Below are 24,104 nucleotides of genomic sequence, written 5' to 3'. Positions count from 1 at the left end.
CCGGTCCGCGCTTCGACTGCCGTTGTTCTGCCGTTTCCCCTGATCGTGGCGCGCACCGTCAGGGTCGTTTTCTCAGGGCCGTCCTTGCCGTCCACCACAGTTTAGGTCGTGATTCGGATTCCGGGCGAACATTTGCCGCTTAGTGCGTGGCATGTGTCGCATTTCATGCATCGGCTCGCCGGCGACGCGGCGTGCGCTTGCCGCGCCCTCGGTCCGCTTTCGAGGCCTGAGCCCCGGCTGGCTTCGGATCTGCGATCCGTGCGATCAGATGGTCGCGAAACGCCCGCACCGACGGCGGCAACTCGCGCCCCGCCATCGTCTGCACCTGGATACTGCGCTGGCGCATCTGCGGGTCGGTCAGCGGAATCACGACGAAGCCGTCGGCCGCATAGCGGTCGCGCACCGACAGCAGCCCCGTGAACATGATCGAGCCGGACTTCTGCGCATAGCGATAACTCGCGCCACTGTTGTTGCAGATCAGATCCGGCTCGAGCAGGATGCCTTCGAGCGCGCAGGTGATGTCGATCAACTGGCGAAGCGTGGTGCCGGTCTCCGACAACACCAGCGGATAACGGCTCACTTCGGCGAGCGACAGCTTGGCGCGCGCCGCGAGCGGATGATCGGCGCGCACCAGCACGAACACCGGCGCGCGTTCGGTGTGCTCGACCTTGACGCCCTTCTCCGGCGCGAGGCTGAACGACAACGCGATGTCGACGTCACCGTCGCGCACATGCCGGGTCGCGTCGGCCGGCGACATCACGGTCAACGTGAAATCGATGCCGGGATGCTCGGCGCGGAACTCCGCGATCGCGGCGGGCAGGAAGTCGACCGCGAAGCCCTCGGCGGTCGCGATCTTGATCCGGCTGCCGTGCAGGCTAGCGAGACCGCTGAGCTCCTTCATCACGTGCTCGGCTTCCAGCAGGCTGCGTTGCGCGTATGCGACGAGCCGCTCGCCCGCCTCGGATAGCGCCATGCCGCGCGGACGCCGCTCGAATAGCGTGACGCCGAGTTCGCTCTCGAGCCGCGCGATCTGCCGGCTGAGCGCCGATACCGCGACATGCAGCCGTTCGGACGCGTCGCTCAGCGAGCCGCTGCGCGCGACTTCGACGAAATAACGCAACGCGATGCCATGCAGTGAACGTGCCATCCGGGACGCCTCGATCGAATCAGTTGCAACGGTGCGATGACGCTTTGCCTTTCCGGCAATGCAAGCTTCGAAACATGATCATTGTGACAAAAATGACGCGCTTCTAGAATCGATCGCAATGAGATCGCGGACAAATCGCCCGAAGACCCTGCCATCGGTCCGCGGCCCTCTGCCCGCCTCGCCCATCCCCCGCATTGGAGACACCGACATGAGCCGCCACCAGGCCATCGAGCTTGCCACCCGGCACTTCGAATCCGGCGCTTTTCTCGCCGACCTGAACCGCCGCGTCGGTATTCGCACCGAAAGCCAGGAAAGCGATCGCGGCGCGCTGCTGCGGTCTTATCTGACCAACGAAATCCAGCCCCAAGCGGAGCGCCTCGGCTTCAGCACGCGCATCGTCGATAACCCGGTCGACGGTTTCGGTCCGTTCCTGATCGCGAACCGTCACGAAGGCGATCATCTGCCGACCGTGCTGATCTACGGCCACGGCGACGTCGTGCGCGGCTACGACAGCCAGTGGCGCGCGCCGCTGACGCCGTGGGCGGTGACCATCGAAGGCGAGCGCTGGTTCGGTCGCGGCACCGCCGACAACAAAGGCCAGCACTCGATCAACCTCGCCGCGCTCGCGTGCACGCTCGCCGCGCGCGACGGCAAACTCGGCTTCAACACGAAGCTGCTGATCGAAATGGGCGAGGAAACCGGCTCGCCGGGGCTCGATGCGATCTGCCGCGCGCACCGCGACGAACTCGCCGCCGACGTGCTGATCGCCTCCGACGGCCCGCGTCTCGCCGCGCGTCGTCCGACCGTGTTTCTCGGCTCGCGCGGCGCGGTCAATTTCAAGCTGTCGCTGAACCTGCGCGACGGCGCGCATCACTCGGGCAACTGGGGCGGCCTGTTGCGCAATCCGGCGACGGTGCTCGCCAACGCGCTCGCGAGTCTCGTCGATGCGCGCGGCGTGATCGCAGTCGACGGCCTGCGTCCGCCGCCGATCCCGGAGGCCGTGCGCCGCGCGCTTGCCGACATCACGGTGGGCGACGGTCCTGGCGACCCCACCGTCGACGACAACTGGGGCGAGCCGGGGCTTTCGGCGCCCGAGCGCGTGTTCGGCTGGAACAGCTTCGAAGTGCTGGCCTTCAAGGCGGGCAATCCGGAGAACCCGGTCAACGCGATTCCGCCGTCGGCGTTCGCGGTCTGCCAGTTGCGTTTCGTGGTCGGCACGGATTGGGAAAATCTCGGCAAGCATCTGCGCGCGCATCTCGATGCGCACGGCTTTCAGCTGGTCGAAATCGACGTCGAACGCGGCGCACCGGCCACACGGCTCGATCCCGACGATCCGTGGGTCAGATGGGCGCTAGCGTCGCTCGAAGCGACCACCGGCAAGAAGACCGCGCTGCTGCCGAATCTCGGCGGCACGCTGCCGAACGAGGTATTCGCCGACACGCTCGGTCTGCCGACGATCTGGGTGCCGCATTCTTATCCGGCCTGCTCGCAGCATGCGCCGAACGAGCACCTTCTAGGCCCGGTGGTGCGTGAGGGCCTGCAGATGATGGCGGGACTGTTCTGGGATCTCGGCGAGAATTCGCCGCTTGCGGCGAAGCGCGAGGAAGTGGATGCGGCAAAGGCCGCGACTTGAGTTCGGCTCGCGCCGATTGATTCGCGGTGCCTGCCGCGGCCGCCCCGGCATTCTACCGGGGCGACCGCGGCAAGCGCGTCGCGCTTACCGCGGCACCGACATCAAGGCGCGGGATTCGGCTGCAGCTCGTGCAGCTTGTCGATTTCCGCAAGAACTTCCGGCGACAGCTTGACGTCCGCGCTCGCGATGTTTTCCTTCAACTGCTCGAGCGACGTCGCGCCGATCAGATTGCTGGACACGAACGGTCGGCTGTTGACGAACGCGAGCGCGAATTGCGCGGGCGACATGCCGTGGCGCTTCGCGAGCTCGACATAACGGGTGGTGGCCTGCACGGCTTGCGGCTTGCTGTAGCGCGCGAAGCGCTCGAACAGCGTGATGCGTGCGCCGGCCGGACGTGCGCCGCCTTCGTACTTGCCCGACAGCCAGCCGAACGCGAGCGGCGAGTACGCGAGCAGACCGATGTTGTCGCGATGCGCGTACTCGGACAGACCCGCTTCGTACGTGCGGTTCAACAGGCTGTACGGATTCTGGATGCTGACGATGCGTGGCAAGCCGAGCTTTTCGGCCGCGCGCAGAAACTGCGCGACACCCCACGGCGTTTCGTTCGACACGCCGACATGGCGCACCTTGCCGGCCTTCACGAATTCGGCGAGCACAGTCAGCGTTTCCTCGATCGGCACCGTGTACGCGTCGTCGACCCACGGATATGACGCGCGGCCGAAGGTCATCGTGCTGCGATCGGGCCAATGCAGCTGATACAGATCGACGTAATCCGTTTGCAGACGTTTTAGGCTGTCGTTGAGCGCCTCGGTCAGGTTCTTGCGGTCGAACTGGTTGCCTTCGCCGCGAATATGGCGAGGATTGTGCGGCTGACGCGCGGGACCCGCGATCTTGGTGGCGAGCACGATCTTCTCGCGCGCGCTCTTGTGCTGCGCGAGCCACGTGCCGATGTAGCGCTCCGTCGAACCTTGCGTTTCGGCGCGCGGCGGCACCGGATACATTTCGGCGGTGTCGATCAGGTTCACGCCGTGATCGAGCGCGTAGTCGATCTGCGCGTGTGCTTCCTGCTCGGTGTTCTGCTCGCCCCACGTCATCGTGCCGAGACCAATCAGGCTGACCTGCACGTCGGAGTCGCCGAGTCTGCGGTATTCCATCTAACTTGTCCTGTTGAAGAGGTGAACGGAAAGCGCAGACGTTACCACGCCGGCGCATTACCTGCAGCAAGGCTAGAATGCGGGGCCATGCGTTGCTGCGCGCCGCCTGGCGATTTGCGTAGTACACGCTTTGCGCTCATGAGGCGCGCTTCATCATGACTTCGTTGCCATGAATCACGAACACCTCGAATTGCTGGTCACGCGCGTGATGCCCTACGGGAAATATAAAGGCCGCGTGATCGCCGACCTGCCCGGCCACTATTTGAACTGGTTCGCGAGCCAGGGCTTTCCGCCCGGCGAGATCGGCCGGCTGCTCGCGTTGATGCACGAGATCGATCACAACGGTTTGAAACCGCTGCTCGATCCGTTGCGCAAACCGAAGCCCAACGAGCGTTGAGACCGTCTCCGTGAAAGCGTTGCCAAGCCCGCCGAAAGTCGCGGCGCAGGCAGGCCGCAAGCAATGTCGCGCAGTCCGAATTCAGACAGGTTTTTTCCTTGCGGATCGCGATTGCATGGCCTTTAATCGGCTTAGGTCGTCGCGCTGTGGAACGTCGATAGTGAAGTGGTTCAGTCATCGTTCACTCCACTGTTTCCTTGTGTTCCGGCGCCGTGCGATCCCCCGCCTTCGTGACTGCCTGTATGTCCATGTCGCAATTCAACCTGTCCGCGTTGCTCGACTTCATCGGTCACGATCTGTCGCCGGTGCGTGCGGTCATCCTGTTCTTCGTGATCGGCTACGTCGTGGTCGGACTACCCGTGCATTTCCGCCAGGGCGCGGCCTCGCGTGACGTGTGGGGCACGGCTGCCGGCGTGACGATGGCGGCGATCTATGCGGCGTTCATTGCCGGCGTGTACCCGTGGCTGCATCACGTGCCGGTGATCGCGCATTGAGCGCCGGCCGCCGCCAGCTCGGGGCCGAAGCCTTCCCATAGCAGTTCGAGCAATTCGCGTCGCGGCCGCCAGCGCCGCATCGACGTGCGATACAACGGCCGGCGCACCTGCGCCGAACTCGCGGCGCTCACAGGCCGCGTCGTCTCGTGAAGTAGGAGGCAACTTTCGTCCCACTCGAGTCCGCGATGCGCGAGCATACGACGCACGTTCGGCTCGAGATCGTCGGCCAGTTCCTCGTATTCGATCTCGAGCCTCAAGTCCCGGGGGAAGGACGCGCCGTTAGTGAGCCGTCAACTGATCGTAGGCGCGGTGACCGATAGTCCGCGCCGAGAGCACTCCACTGCGCCGCGCCCGCTTTGTTCAACGTCTCGACGTCGATCCGCAGCGAATTGTCGGCGTCGCATCGCTTGCGACTCAAAAGACGAATCGTCCGACGGCAGTTAGCAGCGATGCCCTTGAGTAGCGTTTCGAATGGTTAACGAAGTGTTACCGCAGCGCCGTTCGGTAAGACGCGGGAAGATTGGCGCAAAGGTCGAGCGTCGCGGCAACGGCTCGGATGGTCGAAGCCCCAAGCGCACAGCGGCACCGCCGACGCCGGTAACGCTCGGACACAAACGCGGCCGAACTTCATTGCGCGCGGTTTTTCTGAGGTTTACGTGAAGGAGAAAATCGTGACCAGGCTCATTGCATCGATGACGCTGCTAGCGGCCGTGGCAGCGAGCATCACTGGATGCGCCGTCGCGCCGCCGGCGGACTACGGCTATGCGCAACCCTATTATCCCTACGCGTACGGACCGCCTTACTACGGGCCGGTGTACGGCTCGATTGGTTTCTACGGCGGTTTTGGCGGGCCGTGCTGCTATTACGGCCATGGCTATTGGCATGGTCGCGGCGGATGGCATGGCGGTGGTTGGCACGGCGGGCACGGCGGATGGCATGGGGGGGCCGGCGGATGGCACGGCGGCGGATTCGGCGGCATGCACGGCGGCGGCAGCGCGTGGACCGGTGGTGGCGGGATGGGGGGACATGGACACTGAGGCATTCAGGCATTGAGGCATCGACGAACCGGTGCCCGCCTCCGTCGCGACAATGACACGGCTTCGGCGCGCCCGGCGCTTTCTGGCCTTGCGGTAAAATTATCGTTTTGATTCAAGCCCGCTCGGCCGTTCCATGTCTTTACCCCGCACTCCCAGCCCCCGCCGCGTGTCCGTCGCCCCGATGATGGACTGGACGGATCGTCATTGCCGCTCGCTGCATCGAATGATTTCGCGCCATACGTGGCTTTACACGGAAATGGTGACGACCGGTGCGCTGCTGCACGGCGACGTGCCGCGTCATCTCGCGTTCACGCCCGACGAAGCGCCGGTCGCGCTGCAACTCGGCGGCAGCGAGCCCGACGATCTCGCGCGTTCGGCAAAGCTCGGCGAGCAATGGGGCTATGACGAAATCAACCTGAATTGCGGCTGCCCGTCCGAGCGCGTGCAACGCGGCGCGTTCGGTGCATGCCTGATGAACGAGCCGCAACTCGTCGCCGATTGCGTGAAGGCGATGCGCGACGTCGTATCGGTGCCGGTCACGGTCAAGCACCGCATCGGCGTCGATACGGTCGAGGAATACGGCTTCGTCCGCGATTTCGTCGGCACGATCGCGCAAGCCGGCTGCGACGTGTTCATCGTTCATGCGCGCAACGCGATCCTGAAGGGCTTGAGCCCGAAGGAAAACCGCGAGATTCCACCGCTCAAGTACGACTACGCGTATCAGTTGAAGCGCGATTTTCCGCAGTTGGAAATCATCATCAATGGCGGCATCAAGACGCTCGACGAAGTCGACACGCATCTTCAGCACGTCGACGGCGTGATGCTCGGGCGCGAGGCGTATCACAACCCGTACTTGCTCGCCGATGTCGACGCGCGCTTCTATGGGGCAACGCATGCGCCGCTGACGCGCGATCAGGTCGAAGCGAAACTGATCGAGTATTGCGCGACCGAAATGGCGCACGGCACCTATCTCGGCGCGATCACACGCCATGCGCTCGGGCTGTATCGCGGCGAAGCTGGCGCGCGCGGTTGGCGGCGAGTTTTGTCCGACAGCAAGCGGCTTGCAGCCCGCGATCTGACCATCTTCGACGAAGCGAGACAGCATCTGCGCGAGCCCCTCGAAATTTTTGAATAAAGGACTAGGCAAAGCCAGATCTAGTCCCTATAATCTCGTTTCTTCGTCGGCGAGACAGGTTTTTAAAGCAAGTCAAGCGGATGTTAGTGGTGGCTGTAGCTCAGTTGGTAGAGTCCAGGATTGTGATTCCTGTCGTCGTGGGTTCGAGTCCCATCAGCCACCCCAAAGAATTCAAGCAAACGGCGTTGTGAGCAATCACAACGCCGTTTTCGTTTTGCTGGCAGCCTTCTGCGTTTTCCATGATGAACGTGCGGTCTTCGGGCCCGCATCACCCCTTCCCGCCTCCTCCCTATCCTCGAAAACCGCTTGGCCAGCAGGGCCGGATCACCGCTCTGCCTTGCAGCGCTTACGTCTGAACGATTGTTTCTTCGTCGGGAATAGTAATTTCAGATTATCGGCACAAATTCTCGATAGTAGGGGTATACACTGCCTTCCATCGACGTTGCAGACACCTGGTTCACTGGCTCCTGCAACATCTTCCTGAAATGCAGTCGAAACGTTATCGGAGTCCTACCATGAAGACCAAGTTTATCGCCGCCCTGCTGGTTGCCGCTTCCGCCTCGATCGCCGCTCCCGCTTTCGCAAGCGGCTATGGTCCGGCGCCGTACTATCGTCCGTCGGTTGGCGCGCCGGCTTCGCAACAAGGCCAGAACGCGCAGACCGTCGCTGCTGAAAGCGCCAACGCGCAATCGAATGCGTACGGTGGCGTGAATAGCGTGTCGACCCAATCGGGCTCGCGCAGCGAGTCCAAGTCGGGCCCGCAATCGGTGTACTTCGGCCACTAAGCCGCCAGCAGTAGCAGTACCGTCGGATCCGCTGCCTCTGCAGGCAGCGATCAAACTGGGCGCCGCGCATGCAGTATCGATGCCGGCGCCCAGTTGCGTTTGCGCCGGCTGTAGTGCGCCCGGCACCGTTCCGTCGCGACGCGGCTATCCGCCATTAGCTTGCCAGCCCCGCATCGATCAACTCGCGCGCCGCACTGAAAGCCGCCTGGGCGGCCGTATGCTCGGTGGACCACAAGCTATCGATATGCACGAGCTGCCAGTCGACCACCGTTGAATCGTCGCGCAGCACCCGGAAATGCGCCTTGACGCCGGTCAGCACCTGTTCGACCGCCACCTCGATGTCATAGTCGCCATAACGCGCCTGATAGTCGCCCATGTCGACGCCCTTCGGCTCCATGTTCGTCTCCGTGGTTTCGCTGATCGCGGGCAAACGAACGCGCGCGACTCACCCGCGACGCCTCGCTCTTCACCCCGGCCGCGCGGCCGGCCGCCGATCAGCGGATCAGTTGCAGTCGCCGGAAAGATACTGCCGGCCGTTGCAGTTGATTTCGACCCCACCGCTGCCCGCTTCGGCGACGAGGTCGCATGCCAGCAACTCCGCCGCGACGGACTGCGCGACTTCGGGCGCCGTCTGTCCGACGCCGACGTCGTTCAGACGCCGCAACGCTTCGACCGCTTCGGGACTCAAGGACTTCGACATGGCCGTCTCCGTCGGAATGGTCAATTCATCGTAGCAAGTTTCATCGGCGGATGCAGGCGTGCGCGCCCGCAGCGGCCCCGGAACACAGTCTGCTACTAGTGAATCGTGCACACAGCCGCGTGTCTACAGACGACGCGCGACATCGAAGGAGAACGACATGAAGCGAGGCAATTGGGCCACCCTAACGGCCACTGCTGCAGCGCTGGCGGCGCTGCTCGCGAGCGGCGCGAACGCCGTCGCGCAGACGGCGTCCAGCGCGCCGCCGGACAGCCATGCGCCGATGGCCAAACCGCCCGAGGCGGCATCGGGCGCCGGGGGTTCGAGCAACCCGGACAACATGCCGATCAAGCGACCGACGAAGCCGACCAACGATCACATGTCGCACGAGCCGCCAGCAAGCGGCGCAAACGCGAAGTAGCCGCTGCGCACGCCGCTCGCGCTAGCGCAACGTCGTCAAAGCCGCGCAATCGACACCTCGGTCGACTTCACGAGCGCGACCACCTCCGAGCCGACTTTCAGTTCGAGTTCGTCGACCGAGCGCGTCGTGATCACCGACGTGACGATGCCGAACGGCGTCTCCACGTCGACTTCGGACACCACCGAGCCGCGAATGATTTCCTTGACCTTGCCTTTGAATTGATTGCGCACGTTGATGGCGGAAATGCTCATTTCAGATAACTCCACAGAAGCGGTTGATAACGGAATGGATCAGATGGGATCGATTTGCTGGAAAGCTCAGACGGCCCAGCGCACCTCGGTCGGCCGCGTCAGACGGCCCGGTTCCGGCAAGCCGTACGGGTCATAGGGCTCGTACGCGCGATGCGCGAGCGTGTCGTCGTTCGGCGCGTTTTTGAGTACGCGTTGCAACACGTGATCTTCAAGCGCGGCGAAGCCCGCCGACGCCCGCGCCCGCGGCCGCGCAAGCGCGACCGGCTGATCGAGCGCGATGCGGCCCTCCTCGATCAGCAAAATCCGGTCGCCGAGCGCGACGGCTTCGTGCACGTCGTGCGTGACGAGCAGCGCGGTGAAGCGATGCTCGCGCCACAGCCGTTCGATCAGCGTGTGCATTTCGATGCGCGTCAACGCATCGAGCGCACCGAGCGGCTCGTCGAGCAGCAGCAGTTGCGGACGATGCACGAGCGCGCGCGCTAGCGCGACGCGCTGCCGCTGACCGCCCGAGAGTTGCGCGGGCCAGTCGTTCGCGCGTTCGAGCAGGCCGACTTCGGCAAGCACCGCGCGCGCATCGTCGCGCGCGCCCCGGCCGCGGCCGAGGCCGAGCATCACGTTCTGCAGCACGCTTTTCCACGGCAGAAGACGCGCATCCTGAAACATGATGCGGGTGTCGAGCGGACCGCCACTGCCGGCGCGTTTTTCGAGCACGCCCGAGCTGGCTTCTTCGAGACCGGCGACGAGTCGCAGCAACGTCGACTTGCCGCAGCCGCTGCGGCCGACGATCGCGACGAAGCTGCCGCGCTCGATCGACAGATCGAAGCCCGACAGCACCTCGCGCTCGCCATAGCGTTTGCCGACGCCGCGCAATTGCACCGCGTAGTCGCTTGCGGGGCGCGCGTCGCTGCGGGCCAGTGCAATGGCGGGTTGCAAGCCGGCCGCCCCGTCCCGCTCGATCTCCGCGGCCTCGTTCGCGTCGTGATCCGCGAGCCGCGGCTGCGCGAGCTCGGTCTCGAGGTCGCTGCCCGCGATGCCGCCGAAGGTCGTCGAAAGTGTCGTTGCGCTCATGCTTTTGCTCCTCGCTGATACGCCGGATGCCAGCGCAGCGACGCGCGCTCGAGGCTCTTCGCGAGCATGTCCGCGAGCTTGCCGAGCGCCGCGTACAGCAGAATGCCGACCACCACCACATCGGTTTGCAGGAATTCGCGCGCATTCATCGTCATGTAGCCGATGCCCGATTGTGCGGAAATCGTCTCGGCGACGATCAGCGTGACCCACATCAGGCCGAACGCGAAGCGCACGCCGACCAGAATCGACGGCAGCGCGCCCGGCAGGACTACGTGGCGGTACAGCGCGAAACCTTTGACGCCATAACTGCGCGCCATCTCGATCAGGTTCGCATCGACCGAACGGATGCCGTGGAACGTGTTCACATAGACCGGAAAGAACACGCCGAGCGCCACGAGGAACACCTTCGCTTGTTCCTCGATGCCGAACCACAGGATCACGAGCGGAATCATCGCGAGCGCGGGGATGTTGCGGATCATCTGCACCGTCGAATCGAGCACGATTTCCGCGGGCTTGAACAAACCCGTCGCCAGTCCGAGCACGAGGCCGATGCCGCCGCCGATCGCGAAGCCCGACACCGCGCGCCACGTGCTGACCTTCACGTCCGCCCACATTTCGCCGGACTGGATCAGCGACCAGGCGGCCTTCAGGACCGCGAGCGGTTCCGGCAACACACGTGTCGACAGCGCGCCGCTGCGCGCGGCGATTTCCCACGCGAGCAGGATCGCGATAGGCGCGAGCCACGGCACCAGGTGCGCGCCGAAACGGCGCAACGCGTCAGCGCGTGTGGCGGACGCGGGCTGCGGGGTTGCCCCCGTGGCCGCGCTAAAAGCAGTGTCACTCATGTTGGCTTTTCTCCTTGCCGGTCGATCAGCTCGCGCTCGCCGCCTTCGGCAGATCGCTGGTGCCGACGATTTCGCCGAACGGCCCCGACAGCGGCCCGTTGGCGACCTTGCTGAAGCGTTGCGGCAGCAGCGGAAACACGAGTTCGGCGAAGCGATAGGATTCCTCGAGATGCGGATAGCCGGACAGAATGAACGTCTCGATGCCGAGTGCCGCATACTCCTTCATACGCGCGGCCACCTGCTCCGGACTACCGACTAGCGCAGTGCCCGCGCCGCCGCGCACGAGCCCGACGCCCGCCCACAGATTCGGATAGACCTCGAGCTGTTCGCGGCCGCCGCGCTTGCCGCCGTGCAGCGCGGCCATGCGGCGCTGGCCTTCCGAATCCATCTTCGCGAACGACGCCTGCGCACGCGCGACCGTGTCGTCGTCGAGCTTGCTGATCAGCTTGTCAGCGGCGGCCCACGCTTCTTCCTCGGTCTCGCGCACGATCACGTGCAGACGGATGCCGAAGCGGATCTGCCGGCCGCGTGCCGCGGCGCGCGCGCGAATGTCGGCGATCTTCTTTGCGACCGCTTCGGGCGGCTCGCCCCACGTCAGATAGGTGTCGATGTGCTCGGCCGCGATATCGTGCGCGGCCGCCGAGGAGCCGCCGAACCACAGCGGCGGATGCGGGTTCTGCACCGGCGGATACAGCGCCTTGCCGCCCTTCGATTGCAGATGCTCGCCGTCGAAATCGATCGCTTCGTTGTTGTGCGAGGCCGTAAGCAGCTTGCGCCAGATATGCAGGAATTCGTCGGTGATTTCGTAGCGCGTGTCGTGATCGACGAATACGCCGTCGCCGGCCAGTTCGGCCGCGTCGCCGCCCGTCACCACGTTGATCAGCAGCCGCCCGTTCGACAGCCGGTCGAACGTCGCCGCCATGCGTGCGGCGAGCCCCGGCGACGACAGTCCCGGGCGAATCGCGACGAGGAACTTGAGCCGCTGGGTCGCGGGAATCAGGCTCGACGCGACGACCCAGGCGTCCTCGCACGAGCGGCCGGTCGGCAGCAGCACGCCCTCGTAGCCGAGCGTATCGGCGGCGACGGCGATCTGCCGGAAGTAGTCGTAATCGGCTGCGCGTGCGCCTTGGGACGTACCGAGATAGCGGCTGTCGCCGTGAGTCGGAATGAACCAGAACACATTCATGTTGTTGCTCCTGCCTGCTCTTGAAAGAAAACGGTGGGCGCGAGCGCCGGCCGCGCGCATCGAGCCGGCAACCGGCAAGGCGCTGCGACGTGTTGAAGGATTGCGAAACGGACGGCGGGCTCAGGCCACCGGCAACAGCGCTGAAAGCCTATGCGCCGGGCGGACGACACCGCGAACACGACCGTGCGCGGGCCCTGCGGCAACGGAGATTCGGCATGAGGCTCGACATTGCGACGGTTTTCCTCGACCAACGTGCGCGTGGTGCGCTCGATTTAACGGATGACGGCGACACCCGAGCCGTCTGCATGAGGAAACAGTCTATGGAGCGGTCCGCGGCTTTTGAACGATTTTTTTTAGCTTAGGAATTCCGCTTTCGTGATTAGCCCGGCGCTACCGCATACGGTTGTTGCGCTTTACACACGCGGCCGCGGCCCCCGCACCCCGATCGATATAATGGCGCTCGTTTCCAATCACCCGGTACAGGCGTTGCGATTCGCGTCGCCAGTACGTTGCCGGTGCAATGCATGCACAAAATAATTCTGCCGTTCGTCGCCGGTTTTCTGGCTTCCTTGTTCTTCCGCGAATCGACGCTGGCGCTGATGCACGCCGCCGGCATGATCGACCCCACCGGTTTTTCGACCGCGCCGTTTTTGCCGCTCGGCCTGCCTGAATTCATCGCGAACGCAATCTGGAGCGCGTGCTGGGCCGTGCTGATGGCCTGGCTGCTGCGCGTCGCGCCGCATCGGCACGCGCCGTGGGTACCGGCGTTCGTGTTCGGCGGCATCGTGCTGACCGCGGCGAGCGTGTTCGTCGTCGATCCGCTGCGCGGCATCTGGCCGAGCGGCAACATGCTGCCGCGCCTCGCGGTGGGCTTCGCGGCGAATGCGATGTGGGGCTGGGGCGCGCTCGTGTTCATGCGCGCGTTCATGGCGAGCGAGGCCGAGGAATGAGCGCGTCGCGCGTGAATCCGCGCAACGCGTAGATTTTCGCGGGCGGGTTCGCGAGGCGGCGCGTTCAGTGCGCGCTCAGTGCACGCTCAGTGCACGTTCACCCGCGCAGAGCGACTAGCGGATGCTCGTCCGCCGGCCACGGACTGTCGAACATCTTCTCCACATCGGCCTGGTTGACGTCCTCGATGCGCGCGAAACGCCAGCGCGGCGCGTTGTCCTTGTCGATGATGCGCGCGCGAATGCCTTCCACCGTGTCTCCGAGCAGGAAGCTCGAACGTGTCAGATCGAGATCGACACGAAGCACGTCGGCCATCGACCCCTCCGCGCGCGTGACCACTTCGAGCGAGACCGCCATCGACAGCGGCGAGCGCTCGCGCAGCACCGCGATCGTCCGCTCGGCCCACTCCGCCGCGTCGCCGCCGCGCTCGCGCTCCTGTTCGAGCGACGCGAGTATCCGCGCGACGTCGGGCTGCGCGAAATGACGGTCGATCAACGTGCGCGCCTTCGCGAGCGCGCTCTCCTCGGGCGGCGGCGCGACCTGATAGGCGAGCGTTTCGCGCTCGACGCACGCAACCACATCCGCGCCGCGCTCGAACGGTTCGCGGCTCAACGTAGCGACGAGCGCGGGCAACGCCGCGTCGTCGATGTAGACATCGGCGAGGCCCGCGTACAACGCGTCGGCCGCGCCGATCGTCTCGCCCGTCACCGCCAGATAGCGGCCGAGCGCGCCGGGCGTGCGCGCGAGAAACCAGCTCGCACCGACGTCCGGAAAGAGGCCGATACGGGTTTCGGGCATCGCCATCTTCGTCGATTGCGTGACGACGCGCAGGCCGCCGGTGCGATGCGCGCCCTGCGAAATGCCCATGCCGCCGCCCATCACGATGCCGTTCATCAACGCGATATACGGTTTCGGATACACGAAGATCGCGTGATTGAGCCGGTATTCCTCGCTGAAGAATGTATCGCGGGCCTGCTGGTCGCCGCGTTGCGCCGCCTCGTACATGAAGCGGATGTCGCCGCCCGCGCAGAACGCGCGCTCATGCCGGCTGCGCACGACGACGGCCAGCACCTCGGGGTCGTCGCGCCACTGGTCGAGCGCCGTGTGGATCGCTCGAATCATGCTCGTCGACAGCGCATTCAGCGCTTTCGGCCGCTCCAGTTCGATGAAACCGATGCGGTTGGTTACGTGGGTCGCGATTTCGTCGCTAGTGGCGGGCGAGGCGGACGTGGGCATGGAAAGCTGGGCGCGGCGGCGCGGGTTGACGTGGAACTGAACGTTATCACGGGCCTGCCGCTTTGCGTTTGGTGGCGGGCTCGGGAGCCGGGTCCGTGGATTCGGCAGGCTCGGAGTGGCGCCGCGCGACGGTTTTCTTGCCGTGCACTGCGGCGCTCTTCGATGCGCCCGCTGCCACGGGCTGCGGCGCGCCGAGCCAAGCGTCGAGCGTTACGCCGACGAGCGTCTCGAGCGGCGCGCTCGGAAACACCGGACACGTGAGATTCAGCGCGACGATGCCATGCAGACTCGCCCACAACGCCTCGGCCCACACGGCCGACTCCATCGATGCGACCGACGCCGACAGACGCCCCGCTGCTCGCAACTCGTCGAGCGCGTCGATCATGATGTGCAGCGCGGCGTCGCCGGGGTCGTCGTCGGCGTTGCTTCGGGACGCGGTTGAACCACCGGTCCCGGCGTTCGCGCTTGCATCGTCCCCGTTGCCGCCGTCTTGGCCTGCGCCCGCCGCCGCGCCACCGAGCGCCGCGCCCGTATAGCTCGGATCCTCCATGAAAATCAGCCGGTATGTTTCCGGATGCTGGACGCCAAACGCGACGTACGCGCGCCCGAGCGCCTTCAGCCGTTCGGCGGGATCTGCGATCTGCACGAGCGGCACGAAGGTCGCGAGCAACTGCGCGTAACCCTCCTCGCACAAGGCCCGCGCGATGTCGTCGCGACTCGCGAAATGCAGATACAACGTGGCGGGCGAATATTCGATCGCGTCGGCGATCTTGCGCATCGACAGCGCGGCAAAGCCCTCGCGCACGACGATGCGCCGCGCGGCATCGAGGATGCGTTCGCGCAGCGCCTGTTTCTGGCGGTGTTTTCGTTCAGCGATTCCCATGACTCGCAATTTTCAGGTTGACAAACTGAAAAGTCAAATTAAACTGAACGCTGTTTACTGAACAGTGTTCAGTACATTTTCATCGGTCGAACTGAGTCGCCACGTGCACACGCGACGAGGTCGCGCCGCCATCTGAAGGAGTCGTCATGCAAGCCACGGGAAAGGTCGGTTTATTCGGTGCCGCGGGCGCAGCGGGTCAAAGCATTGCCGCGGCGCTTGGTGCGGCGGGCCGCGATTATCGGGTGGTCGGCCGCTCGCGCGAGGCATTGCAACGCAGCTTCGGTGACGACCCGCACGCTGAGATCGTCACCTGGAACCCAGACGACCCCGCCTCGATTCGCGCCGCGGCCGCCGGTCTGCAAACCGTGATCTATCTCGTCGGCGTGCCCTACGACCAGTTCGCGCAGCACCCGCCGTTGATGGAGAAAACGCTGGCTGGCGTGACGGCCGCCGGCGTCGAGCGCTTCATTCTGATCGGCACCGTGTATCCGTATGGCCGCGCGCATGGCAATCCGATTCGCGAAGGTCATCCGCGCGAGCCGCACACGTTCAAGGGCCGCATGCGGCTCGAACAGGAAAAGCTCGTGCTGGCCGCGCATGGCCGGAAAGGTCTCGAAACGCTGGTATTGCGGCTGCCCGATTTCTACGGACCGGGGGTTGAGCGCAGCCTGTTGCATGGTGTCTTCGTTGGCGCCGCTACCGGTAAGCGCGCACAGGTGCTCGGTCCCGTCGACGTGCCGCACGAATTCATCTTTCTGCCGGATGTCGGCCCCGTGGTCGAACGACTCACGCGCACACCCGAGGCTTACGGCCGCTGGTGGCATCTCGGCGGCGCAGGCACGATCACGCAGCGCGAAGTGGCGCACGAGGCCTACGCGCTCGCGGGCCGCGAGCCGAAGCTGATGGTGGCCGGCAAGGGCATGCTGCGCGTGCTCGGGCTGTTCAATCCGCTGATGCGCGAACTGGTCGAGATGAACTATCTGTTGACCGAGCCGATCGTGCTCGACGATTCCGCGCTGGCGACGTTGATCGGGCCGTTCAGCAAGACTTCGTATCAGGAAGGGATCAGGCGGTGCTTCGAAGCGGCGCGCGAGGCAGTGCCGGCGCATGGCGTGAATTAGCGGCAACGCGTTGACGATGCGTTGGTGGAAGGAAAGTTCCGCTCAGCCTGCCATCTGCCCTGGCGGAAAGTGACCACTCTTGAGCAGCACGGGTGTGCCGTTGCTGATCTGCAAATGCTCACGCGCAACGGCCTCGATGCGCGGCCGGCCCGCATCGAACGCACGCAGCCAGCCGTCGAGGTCCTCGCTGTAAGCGCCGAAATGATCCTCGAGCGCTTCTACCGAGATCGCGCACGGCACCGGCTCACCGTCCACCAGCGCTGAAAACACGACGGTCAGATTGGAGTCACGGTAAGCAGGCGCGTCTTCGGGAAAACGGATTTCCATAGTCGCCTCATCAAAAGGTGGCGGCGGGAACGTAACACGCGTGGAAAGCCGCTATGCGCCGCCGATCCGCGCGGGTCCCGCTATGGTACCCGCGCCGCCGGATCACGGTCCAGCGTGCGCGGGCGCCTGATTCAGGGCATCGTGCGGGAATCGCCGACACGCTCACTGCCCATCCAGCAATCGGTCGACATATTCACGCGCCGCCCGTTCGACGAACGCGAGCGCCTCTTCTTCGCTACTGAAGCGTTGCCGGTCGCCGAGTTCGAGCAACGTTTCCATCCGATGCGGATCGTCCGGGCCGGCTTCGGCGAGGCTAACCGAGCCGACGTAAGTACCATCCGCTTTGGCGTGCGCTTCGCCCGACGCGCCCGACGTGCTGCCCCCCGGCACGAGGCGCGCGGTGGCGCTGATGTAATAGCCGCGATAAGGGCCACTGACCCGTTCAGCCATCTTCGTCCTCCTGTTGCGGTTGCGGAGCTGGAGCCAGTCGCGACGGCGCCGCCTTGATGCTTCAGCATGCGGCGCGCCGCTGCACCGGAGGTGTGCGGGCGCCCCGCCCCATTCCGATAAGGCGCGTTACAGCGCGATAAGTTCTGCGCGCTCGCGAGCCGCACTTTCGCCCCACACCGCGGCCGCGCCGCACGTCAGCCACGCGCGCTGGTCGAACGGTCCAGATCGGCATGCTCCATGCTGTCGAAAGGTACTATGACGACGCCATTTCGAGGCCAGCGAGCGCAATATGGGAAAATATTTTCTGCAGAATCACGAACTGCCCGAGCCGGATGCGGCGAACCGCTGGTTCGAGTACGCCGAAAGTCATGGGATCGATATCCCAAAAGCGATCAGCATCTGGGAAGACGCGGCCACTGAAGAAGGCGCGGAAGCCCGGCGGCTCGTCAGCGCGGCGGGCATCACCGTCGAAGCGACCTGAGCCTTGGCGCGCGCCCTCGCGTTCCACACCGACCGGCTCCAGCCCGGCAGCAACCTCTATCTGAATGAAAGGACACAACACGATGCATTTCACGACGCAACCGCGGCGCGCCGGCCGATTCCACCGCCTCCGATCCAGCGCCGCGCTTGCCTTCGTGCGTCGTGCGTCGCTGACGGCCGCATTGCCCGTCGCGCTGCTGCTCGCCGCGGGGCTCGGCGGCTGCGCGTCGTCGAACACGACCACGCTGATCAATCTGCCGAACGGCCAGACCGGCTTCGCGGTCAACTGCAGCGGCGCCAACGCCGGCTCGAGCTGGGCCTCGTGCTACGTGCAAGCGGGTAAGGCCTGCGGCGCGACCGGCTACGACATCGTGTCGAAAGATAACGACGAGGGTGGCACCGCTGGCGGCAGCGTCACCAACGTGGCGTCGGCGAATGTGAAAGGCCGCTCGATGATCGTGCGCTGCAAATAACCCGATTTATGTTCCGTGCGGCAACCGAGGCGGCATGCGCGGGCCCTCAATGCGCCTGCATCTTCGAGAAGAGATTCAACACCGCGACGCCAGCGACGATCAATCCCAGCCCGATGATCGCCGGCACGTCGGGTACCTGCCGGTACAGCACCAGCGCGACCAGCGTGATCAGCACGATCCCGGCACCGGACCAGATCGCATAGACGATGCCGACCGGAATGCTCCTGAGCGTCAGCGACAGGCAATAGAACGCGATGCCGTAGCCGAGCACGACGACCATCGACGGCAGCAGCCGCGAGAAACCGTCCGAGGCCCGCATCGCGGAAGTCGCAATGACCTCGGCGACGATCGCGATCGCGAGCAGCGCATACGGGGGTATGCGCATCGCGTCAGCTTTTCGCGAGCGCGAGCTTGCCGTAATCGTGACCCAGATGCGCGCACAGCGCTTCGACCACGAGTTCATGATCGGCGCGCTGCGGCAGACCGGACACCGTGATCGAACCGATCACGCCCGCGCCTTCCACCGTCAGCGGGAATGCGCCGCCGTGCGATGCGTACTCGGTGGCCGGCAGACCGTGCTTGTCGGCGAGCGTCGCACCCGCGAGCTGCATTTTCAAACCGATCGCGTACGAGCTACGGCGAAATTGCGCGACGGTGTTGCCCTTGCGGCGCACCCAATCGACGTTGTCGGGCGTCGCGCCGTCGAGCAGGCTGAAGAACAGCGGCTGGCCGAACGTGCGCACGTCGATCGCGGCGGCAATGCCGCGCGCTTTCGCGACCTCGTGCAGATACGCGCCGACTTGCCACGCACGGTCGGCATCGAAACGGGGAAACACGAGGGTCTTTTCCTGAAGAGCGATGACCTGCAGATCGTGAGCGATATCCATGGGTTCAGAACGGGTCGGAGGATCAGAGTCGAAGAGGTCGCCGTCGTGAAGATCCGGCGAGCCGCGTGGAGAATCTGAATTCTAGCGCAGCGTCCGCGCGCGGCTTTCCGGAGCCTTTCCGATAGGTGCGTAGGGGTCGCGGCGCAAGGCGCAATGAAGCCAATCCTTACATGGCTATTGCGCTGTCTGGCTGGCTGGTCTATAATCTTTTCTTCGACGGACGCGGGGTGGAGCAGTCTGGCAGCTCGTCGGGCTCATAACCCGAAGGTCGTAGGTTCAAATCCTACCCCCGCAACCAAAGCCTGATAAAGCTTTGCGCGATTCCGATGTTTTTGGGCAGTCCCCCTCTTTTTGCGTTTTTGGGCAATAGGTGGGCAAAACCCGCGAGAATCAGGCAAGCCGTCTCAAACAGAAGCCCGCACATGCGGGCTTTTTGTTTTGGGTTTCCGGAGTGAATCGCGCGGCCGCGCCCGAGACGCCTCGATCAGTTCGCCGTGCGGCACTGCACCACCTTCCCCAATCGTCCGAGCAGCCCGATCATTAGAGCAAAGACTTTGGCTATTGAGGTGCTGTCGTGCAAATGATCCCTGAGGTAAAACCCGCGAGACTTGACCGATCGGCAGTGGCACGCAAGGCGTGGGAAACGCGCCGCGCAGTGGCGATCCAGACTCGCCGGTCGGCCGCCGCGACCAAGGCGTGGGTAACCCGCCGCGCAGCAGGCGCGCCGGCGAGCGAGCGCGCGACGTATATCCGTCACCTTCGCGTCAGTATGCGCGGTGCGATCAGTCTGGCGCGTGCGCGTCAGGCAAAACGCGCCTCTGAAGGAAAGCGCGCAGTCGCCGTGACAGTCACGGTCGCCGAGTTGATGACGAAGCTCGCCGCACAGGACTACCGTTGCGCGATCAGCGGACTGCCCTTCTATGTGGACGACGCTGACCGCTTCGGCCCCGCATGCCCAAGCCTGGATCGCATCGATCAGGACGGCGACTACAGCGATGCGAATCTGCGCATTGTCTACCTAGGCATCAATAGCCTGCGCGGGCGCGGTTCGGATGCGGATGTTTTGCGCATCGCGCGCGCAATCGTCGGCAGGGCTCGCACGGCCATGTAGCCGTCAGTGCGCTGCGGGTGACGTCCGGCGGATAATGGCGGCATCGTCCAACGGTGCGAGGCTCATTATGACAAAGAACGTAACCGGCAATCGGGACGGCTTGCCGGTTATCGGATGGATCTCTTCGGAGTCGCGCCTTCAGTTTGAGCAAATCTGTACCCACTGCGCTTACTTTCACATTCCTTTTCAGCTAATTGGTTTGTAATCAGATTCAAAAGTCGCCGCGCGCCGCTGCGGCATGTTGATGGCCGCCTATTACCGATCGGCATCATCGCCTGCTACAGGCTTGTGTAAATATTCGTACGACCTATATTGGTATTCAAATTGAGGAGGTCGTATGGGCAAAGTAATCCCGACTGGCATAACAGTGCTAGCCTTGCTGGCCGGCTGCGCACAGCCCGAACTTATTACCAAAACGGAATCCGGCAACCCGGAGGTTGTGATTAAAAATGCAATTCCGGATGATGTTAGAAATCGTCTTGTTAAGGGATGCGCGAGTAAGGGGGTGGAGGTCCTGGAAGCCACGCAATATCACGTCGTTTGCGGGAAAGAATTGAAGGGCGGTCAAGCCACGCTGGCGACGCTTGCGATCGGGAACGCCTATTCGACGACCCCAATTCAAAAAGTTAGGTTCACGATCTTCCAAGAGGGCGACGGCGTAAAGGTGGTCGCGAACCAATGGATTGAATCTCAAATGCCAGGGGGCAAACCAACAGGATGAACTTGACAAGTAACGCGCAAAACAACGACCTTCAACAAGCGCTAAACAGATTAACCAGCCCGCCCGCAGGTACTGATCCAGCATTATTTCCGGATACCGACCTTGCTCCGGCGAAATGAGGAACAAGGCTAGGACCGAAGGTCGCTGCCAGCCGAACGGCCCAGCGCCGGCAGTAACGGAGGCAACCCCACAACTTGCAAGCATTCAGATCGCGAACGCGTGGTCGTCGCTTCCGTAGATTGCGCGGAAAGGAGAGCAGAAGTGTCCCGATATCCATCGCTTATCTTGTTCGCTGTTTCGTGCCTTGCTGTAAGTGCAGCCTCGATCATGTCCACGATTCGAAAATTTGTCATCGCGACGATGGTGTGTGCTGCGCTAACCGCCTGCTCAAAGCCAACGGATGTCGTGCTACCGACAGATGTGAGCCAGTGGAATGACGATTTTGCGAAAAAAATTAAGGGCTTGAGCGACGGAGACAAACAACTGTTGGCTGGCTACATGGCGCGCGTAAAAGTAGGACACGCGTTTGGAGGCCAGGACATCCCCCCCGGCACTACCGTTGGGCAAGCGATCGACGCGCAGAAGCAGTGGATTGCACAACAAGACCAGTACAAGGCGCAGCAAGAACAACTGAAGCAGCAACTGCAAGCCAAGCAAGCAGCCGCCGCCGCAGAGCTAAGTAAGACTATCGTGATGACGTTCTTGGAGCAGAAACATGTGCCTCAGGACTTTCATGCCGGACGATACGAGAACCAGTGGGACATCCGGATTGGGGTCAAAAACACCGGGACCAAGGCGCTGAAAGGAGTACGCGGCCTCCTCATCGTCAAAAACACCTTTGGCGATGTGATTACACAAACCCGATTGAACATTGAAGCAGACATCCCGCCCGGCGGCGACTATGTGTGGAATGGGAGCCGAAAGCTCAACCAGTTTGATAGTGAGGACCAGAAGCTGATGAGTCTTGAGGATGGAAAATTCTCGACGGAAATTCAGCCCATCCTTGCGGTGTTCGCTGACGGCTCCAAGGTCGGGGTATCGGACGATGGCTCGAACTGAAAAATCAGAGCTCGTCGCGGGCATCGCTTTGGTCTCAGTCACGGCCGGCTCACGCGCGGTACTGTGGACGTGAGCGCCGGATTGCATGCCGGTGCGGTGTGGCTCCGCGCCGCATCTGGCCGGGGTAAGACTGGGCCTTAATTCACTATTAGCTTAAGAACCCCGATCCTCGAATCACGCTTTCGGGTTTGCAAAAGCCGCGCGTAGGTGCTGACGGCCTTCGCCCAAAATCTTTTTCACTCCCCCCGGTCTCCGCGCCGACGGCCAGGCCGCCTCGCGCGAGCGGCGGATCGTTTGCGGGAGCGCGAGCGCGCTCACTTCCAGACCAGACTACCGTGACGGTCGACGAGCTCCGGATTGCCGGTCGCATCGTCGGTCGGCGCGTCGTCAACGCTCGGGCGATCCGACGGGCTCGGCGCCAGTGCGATCGAGACGCCGTTGTCCAGGGTAAATTCCAGACGCTCGCCGGCGCCGCTCCCGTTGTCGGTGGGCACGAGCAACGAGGCGTAGAGCACGCGCGTGCTTGCAGCGATTGCCGCGATCAGTGCATGCGGTAGCGCCCTCACCGCAGCCAGGTCGCTGGTCCGCCAGGCGTCGTCGTTGCCGGCCGCGCCATGTGCCGCCAGGATGACACGCGCTAGTATCGCGAGCGACGCCGTATCGCTTGTAGCGGGGTACTTGAAAAACGATGCCGGCTTGATGCCGTTGCCGTTGTTTGCCATTGTCGTTGCCTCCGCTTATGCAACGAGGCGAACCCGACGCGAGTCGACAAGCGCCTCGTGTTGCTCGCCCGTATGCGACCACCAGTAAACGCCGGCATCCACCGTCATGAGGTCCGCGAGGTGCGCGCGCTGCGGCGCGAGCAGTGTGGCAAGTTCGTGCGCGCGGCGCGGCGCGGCGTCGGCCCGCTTGCCGCGCAGCAAATCGAGCACGGCATGCTCCAAGCGGGACGCGGCGGCCTGCCGTGCGCGTTCTTCGCGGTATTGCTGCTCGTTGCCATAGCAACTGCAATGTCTTCCAGTGGTACAAGTGCATGTGGACATAGCGGCCTCCTTACGCGCTCGCCGGTGTGCGCTTCACCTTCGACGCAACCGGCCGGATCGTTGCGGGCACAACGTCGCTGACCAGTCCGCACGCGTCCGGTGCGACCGCGCGCCAACCGGTGTAAAGAACGCCGCGAATGCTCGTCAAATCTTCCTGAAAACAGGAGTGAATCTCGATCGAGTCGCCGTTATTCACGGTCACGACGGCCACGTCGCTTGCGCTCACGTACGCGCCGGCTTCGCTCAATAAGACCAGCGGCGGTACGATCCACCCGACGTCGCCTGGCTTAATGCTCGTCGAGACGACGCACGGAAAGCCAAACAGCAGACCACCAGTGCGGGCGTTCAATGTCGACGCGTCGGCCGCGCCGGAGGCGATCAGCGACGGCACGGACCACGGCGAAACGACCAGCACGAGTTGATCGGCGTACTCTTCGGGCAGCGTCGAGAGCGCCGCGCCGATATCTTCGGCGGCGTTGCCGGTCCCCGGTATCGTGCTCGTGCTGTCGACCAGCGATGGCGGGCGGCTTGCGTCACCGGCCGCGCCGTCGAACAGACTCGCGTCGAGTCGCCGGATCAGCGCGTTTTCAACGCAGCGGCGAATCACCGCGTCAGTGCGGGGTCCGGTTTGCTTGACGAACTCGGCGCTAAAAACCACGAGCGCGCCAATTTTCGTGACCGGAATTCTGGAGACGACGAACGGGTCGATGCCTTCGATCGCCGGAACCGTCATAGCCTCTGCGATCCAGAAACCGATTCCGCTGTCGCTCGCGCGCATGACCGGATCGTTGAACGCCACGCGGTAGAACGGCGCGATACCTTCGATCCTGCCGAGCACCGAACGCCGGACCACGGCATCGGCGAGCGCGGTTGCATACGCGTCCGGCGGCTCGATCGCAGAGCTCGTCGTAAGCACCGAGGCGCGCTCGACGAGCCCGATCGCCGGATCGTTCGCACCGTAGTTTTCGGTCAACCAGGCGCGCGCGGCGGCCGGCAAATTTCCGGAGGCGGCGAGCGCGCGGCCGGCGCGGACGGCGATGGTCGCATTGCGGGCCGTCGATTCGAGTTGTACAGGCATGGCGCATATCTCCGGTCGGTTCCCTATTACGGGCATC

32 protein-coding genes and 2 tRNA genes are annotated in these 24,104 nt (G+C 64.0%); 16 read left to right on the top strand and 18 right to left on the bottom strand.

Annotated features, from left to right (window positions below; genetic code table 11):
• Positions 1–163: 163 nt before the first annotated feature.
• Positions 164–1,147, bottom strand: a complete 984-nt coding sequence (locus AB3X95_RS02085) for a LysR family transcriptional regulator (RefSeq protein ID WP_368620556.1) — start codon at positions 1,145–1,147, stop codon at positions 164–166.
• A gap of 208 nt (positions 1,148–1,355) precedes the next feature.
• On the opposite strand from AB3X95_RS02085, the gene AB3X95_RS02080 reads away from it, so the two are divergent.
• Positions 1,356–2,780, top strand: coding sequence for a M20 family metallopeptidase (locus AB3X95_RS02080; protein WP_368620555.1), 1,425 nt, complete (start codon positions 1,356–1,358; stop codon positions 2,778–2,780).
• Positions 2,781–2,881: 101 nt separating this feature from the next.
• Here AB3X95_RS02080 and AB3X95_RS02075 read toward each other — a convergent pair whose 3' ends face one another.
• Positions 2,882–3,934: an NADP(H)-dependent aldo-keto reductase gene (locus AB3X95_RS02075; RefSeq protein WP_368620554.1), complete on the bottom strand. Its 1,053-nt coding sequence runs from the start codon at positions 3,932–3,934 to the stop codon at positions 2,882–2,884.
• A 169-nt stretch (positions 3,935–4,103) separates the two neighbouring features.
• Here AB3X95_RS02075 and AB3X95_RS02070 point away from each other — a divergent pair, with 169 nt between their 5' ends.
• Together AB3X95_RS02070 and AB3X95_RS02065 are read left to right on the top strand one after the other, a co-directional pair.
• Positions 4,104–4,331: a DUF3820 family protein gene (locus tag AB3X95_RS02070; protein WP_176108703.1), complete on the top strand. Its 228-nt coding sequence runs from the start codon at positions 4,104–4,106 to the stop codon at positions 4,329–4,331.
• A gap of 248 nt (positions 4,332–4,579) precedes the next feature.
• Entirely contained in the window at positions 4,580–4,825 is a 246-nt protein-coding gene (locus AB3X95_RS02065; RefSeq protein ID WP_368620769.1) for a hypothetical protein, read from the top strand.
• Here the strand turns inward: AB3X95_RS02065 and AB3X95_RS02060 are convergent.
• Positions 4,801–5,082, bottom strand: coding sequence for a hypothetical protein (locus AB3X95_RS02060; RefSeq protein ID WP_368620553.1), 282 nt, complete (start codon positions 5,080–5,082; stop codon positions 4,801–4,803). The genes AB3X95_RS02065 and AB3X95_RS02060 overlap by 25 nt on opposite strands.
• Positions 5,083–5,496: 414 nt before the next feature.
• Between AB3X95_RS02060 and AB3X95_RS02055 the strand changes: the two genes are divergently transcribed.
• The 4 genes from AB3X95_RS02055 (at position 5,497) to AB3X95_RS02040 (ending at position 7,782) form a co-directional block, all read left to right on the top strand.
• Positions 5,497–5,862 (top strand): hypothetical protein, encoded by a 366-nt coding sequence (locus tag AB3X95_RS02055; protein ID WP_176377903.1) that lies wholly within the window; start codon positions 5,497–5,499, stop codon positions 5,860–5,862.
• A gap of 133 nt (positions 5,863–5,995) precedes the next feature.
• Positions 5,996–6,997, top strand: a complete 1,002-nt coding sequence (dusA, locus tag AB3X95_RS02050) for a tRNA dihydrouridine(20/20a) synthase DusA (RefSeq protein ID WP_368620552.1) — start codon at positions 5,996–5,998, stop codon at positions 6,995–6,997.
• A gap of 89 nt (positions 6,998–7,086) precedes the next feature.
• A tRNA-His gene (locus AB3X95_RS02045) sits at positions 7,087–7,162 on the top strand.
• A gap of 350 nt (positions 7,163–7,512) precedes the next feature.
• On the top strand, positions 7,513–7,782 hold the full coding sequence (locus tag AB3X95_RS02040; protein WP_176377905.1) for a hypothetical protein: 270 nt from the start codon (positions 7,513–7,515) through the stop codon (positions 7,780–7,782).
• A gap of 154 nt (positions 7,783–7,936) precedes the next feature.
• Here the strand turns inward: AB3X95_RS02040 and AB3X95_RS02035 are convergent, their stop codons facing one another.
• Positions 7,937–8,179, bottom strand: coding sequence for a DUF6566 family protein (locus AB3X95_RS02035; RefSeq protein WP_176119939.1), 243 nt, complete (start codon positions 8,177–8,179; stop codon positions 7,937–7,939).
• A gap of 105 nt (positions 8,180–8,284) precedes the next feature.
• Positions 8,285–8,482, bottom strand: a complete 198-nt coding sequence (locus AB3X95_RS02030; RefSeq protein WP_013089281.1) for a hypothetical protein — start codon at positions 8,480–8,482, stop codon at positions 8,285–8,287.
• A 157-nt stretch (positions 8,483–8,639) separates the two neighbouring features.
• Here AB3X95_RS02030 and AB3X95_RS02025 point away from each other — a divergent pair, with 157 nt between their 5' ends.
• Positions 8,640–8,900, top strand: a complete 261-nt coding sequence (locus AB3X95_RS02025; protein ID WP_176119940.1) for a hypothetical protein — start codon at positions 8,640–8,642, stop codon at positions 8,898–8,900.
• Between the two features lie 35 nt (positions 8,901–8,935).
• Here AB3X95_RS02025 and AB3X95_RS02020 read toward each other — a convergent pair whose 3' ends face one another.
• From AB3X95_RS02020 to ssuD, 4 genes are all read right to left on the bottom strand, one after another.
• A complete protein-coding gene (locus tag AB3X95_RS02020) occupies positions 8,936–9,151 on the bottom strand; it encodes a molybdopterin-binding protein (protein ID WP_008922916.1) in 216 nt (71 codons plus the stop codon).
• A gap of 66 nt (positions 9,152–9,217) precedes the next feature.
• Positions 9,218–10,219, bottom strand: a complete 1,002-nt coding sequence (locus tag AB3X95_RS02015) for an ATP-binding cassette domain-containing protein (RefSeq protein ID WP_176119941.1) — start codon at positions 10,217–10,219, stop codon at positions 9,218–9,220.
• Positions 10,216–11,064: an aliphatic sulfonate ABC transporter permease SsuC gene (gene ssuC, locus AB3X95_RS02010; protein ID WP_368620551.1), complete on the bottom strand. Its 849-nt coding sequence runs from the start codon at positions 11,062–11,064 to the stop codon at positions 10,216–10,218. Before ssuC ends, AB3X95_RS02015 begins: the two co-directional genes overlap by 4 nt.
• A gap of 25 nt (positions 11,065–11,089) precedes the next feature.
• On the bottom strand, positions 11,090–12,250 hold the full coding sequence (gene ssuD / locus AB3X95_RS02005; protein WP_368620550.1) for an FMNH2-dependent alkanesulfonate monooxygenase: 1,161 nt from the start codon (positions 12,248–12,250) through the stop codon (positions 11,090–11,092).
• A 524-nt stretch (positions 12,251–12,774) separates the two neighbouring features.
• Between ssuD and AB3X95_RS02000 the strand changes: the two genes are divergently transcribed.
• Complete coding sequence (locus AB3X95_RS02000; protein ID WP_176108714.1) at positions 12,775–13,200, top strand: hypothetical protein; 426 nt, start codon at positions 12,775–12,777, stop codon at positions 13,198–13,200.
• A 97-nt stretch (positions 13,201–13,297) separates the two neighbouring features.
• Here the strand turns inward: AB3X95_RS02000 and AB3X95_RS01995 are convergent, their stop codons facing one another.
• Together AB3X95_RS01995 and AB3X95_RS01990 are read right to left on the bottom strand one after the other, a co-directional pair.
• Positions 13,298–14,434, bottom strand: coding sequence for an enoyl-CoA hydratase/isomerase family protein (locus AB3X95_RS01995; protein ID WP_368620549.1), 1,137 nt, complete (start codon positions 14,432–14,434; stop codon positions 13,298–13,300).
• A 46-nt stretch (positions 14,435–14,480) separates the two neighbouring features.
• Complete coding sequence (locus AB3X95_RS01990) at positions 14,481–15,317, bottom strand: TetR/AcrR family transcriptional regulator (RefSeq protein ID WP_368620548.1); 837 nt, start codon at positions 15,315–15,317, stop codon at positions 14,481–14,483.
• 146 nt (positions 15,318–15,463) lie between these two features.
• Between AB3X95_RS01990 and AB3X95_RS01985 the strand changes: the two genes are divergently transcribed.
• Positions 15,464–16,438, top strand: coding sequence for an NAD-dependent epimerase/dehydratase family protein (locus AB3X95_RS01985; protein WP_368620547.1), 975 nt, complete (start codon positions 15,464–15,466; stop codon positions 16,436–16,438).
• A gap of 42 nt (positions 16,439–16,480) precedes the next feature.
• Here AB3X95_RS01985 and AB3X95_RS01980 read toward each other — a convergent pair whose 3' ends face one another.
• Complete coding sequence (locus AB3X95_RS01980; protein WP_013089272.1) at positions 16,481–16,765, bottom strand: DUF1488 domain-containing protein; 285 nt, start codon at positions 16,763–16,765, stop codon at positions 16,481–16,483.
• 162 nt (positions 16,766–16,927) lie between these two features.
• Positions 16,928–17,215, bottom strand: a complete 288-nt coding sequence (locus AB3X95_RS01975; protein WP_176367862.1) for a hypothetical protein — start codon at positions 17,213–17,215, stop codon at positions 16,928–16,930.
• Between the two features lie 289 nt (positions 17,216–17,504).
• Here AB3X95_RS01975 and AB3X95_RS01970 point away from each other — a divergent pair, with 289 nt between their 5' ends.
• Positions 17,505–17,696 carry a hypothetical protein gene (locus tag AB3X95_RS01970; protein ID WP_176108719.1) on the top strand — a complete coding sequence of 64 codons (192 nt, stop codon included), beginning with the start codon at positions 17,505–17,507 and terminating at the stop codon, positions 17,694–17,696.
• Positions 17,697–17,778: 82 nt separating this feature from the next.
• Positions 17,779–18,168: a hypothetical protein gene (locus tag AB3X95_RS01965; protein ID WP_176367863.1), complete on the top strand. Its 390-nt coding sequence runs from the start codon at positions 17,779–17,781 to the stop codon at positions 18,166–18,168.
• A gap of 46 nt (positions 18,169–18,214) precedes the next feature.
• On the opposite strand, the gene AB3X95_RS01960 is transcribed toward AB3X95_RS01965, so the two are convergent.
• Together AB3X95_RS01960 and AB3X95_RS01955 are read right to left on the bottom strand one after the other, a co-directional pair.
• A complete protein-coding gene (locus AB3X95_RS01960; protein WP_176119950.1) occupies positions 18,215–18,553 on the bottom strand; it encodes a multidrug efflux SMR transporter in 339 nt (112 codons plus the stop codon).
• 4 nt (positions 18,554–18,557) lie between these two features.
• Positions 18,558–19,055: a heme-degrading domain-containing protein gene (locus tag AB3X95_RS01955; RefSeq protein ID WP_013089267.1), complete on the bottom strand. Its 498-nt coding sequence runs from the start codon at positions 19,053–19,055 to the stop codon at positions 18,558–18,560.
• A gap of 221 nt (positions 19,056–19,276) precedes the next feature.
• On the opposite strand from AB3X95_RS01955, the gene AB3X95_RS01950 reads away from it, so the two are divergent.
• The 4 genes from AB3X95_RS01950 (at position 19,277) to AB3X95_RS01935 (ending at position 21,946) form a co-directional block, all read left to right on the top strand.
• A tRNA-Met gene (locus AB3X95_RS01950) sits at positions 19,277–19,353 on the top strand.
• Positions 19,354–19,824: 471 nt separating this feature from the next.
• A complete protein-coding gene (locus AB3X95_RS01945) occupies positions 19,825–20,166 on the top strand; it encodes a hypothetical protein (protein ID WP_368620546.1) in 342 nt (113 codons plus the stop codon).
• 337 nt (positions 20,167–20,503) lie between these two features.
• Complete coding sequence (locus AB3X95_RS01940; protein ID WP_368620545.1) at positions 20,504–20,887, top strand: hypothetical protein; 384 nt, start codon at positions 20,504–20,506, stop codon at positions 20,885–20,887.
• A gap of 327 nt (positions 20,888–21,214) precedes the next feature.
• Entirely contained in the window at positions 21,215–21,946 is a 732-nt protein-coding gene (locus AB3X95_RS01935; RefSeq protein ID WP_368620544.1) for a hypothetical protein, read from the top strand.
• A 314-nt stretch (positions 21,947–22,260) separates the two neighbouring features.
• Here the strand turns inward: AB3X95_RS01935 and AB3X95_RS01930 are convergent, their stop codons facing one another.
• The 3 genes from AB3X95_RS01930 to AB3X95_RS01920 form a co-directional block, all read right to left on the bottom strand.
• Positions 22,261–22,668, bottom strand: coding sequence for a hypothetical protein (locus AB3X95_RS01930; RefSeq protein WP_368620543.1), 408 nt, complete (start codon positions 22,666–22,668; stop codon positions 22,261–22,263).
• Between the two features lie 15 nt (positions 22,669–22,683).
• On the bottom strand, positions 22,684–22,878 hold the full coding sequence (locus AB3X95_RS01925; protein WP_368620542.1) for a hypothetical protein: 195 nt from the start codon (positions 22,876–22,878) through the stop codon (positions 22,684–22,686).
• 121 nt (positions 22,879–22,999) lie between these two features.
• A complete protein-coding gene (locus AB3X95_RS01920; RefSeq protein WP_368620541.1) occupies positions 23,000–24,067 on the bottom strand; it encodes a hypothetical protein in 1,068 nt (355 codons plus the stop codon).
• Positions 24,068–24,104 lie beyond the last annotated feature (37 nt).

This window comes from Paraburkholderia sp. BR13444 (assembly GCF_040948755.1).
GTDB classification, from domain to species: domain Bacteria; phylum Pseudomonadota; class Gammaproteobacteria; order Burkholderiales; family Burkholderiaceae; genus Paraburkholderia; species Paraburkholderia youngii.
This window is presented reverse-complemented; position numbering and strand designations above follow the sequence as displayed.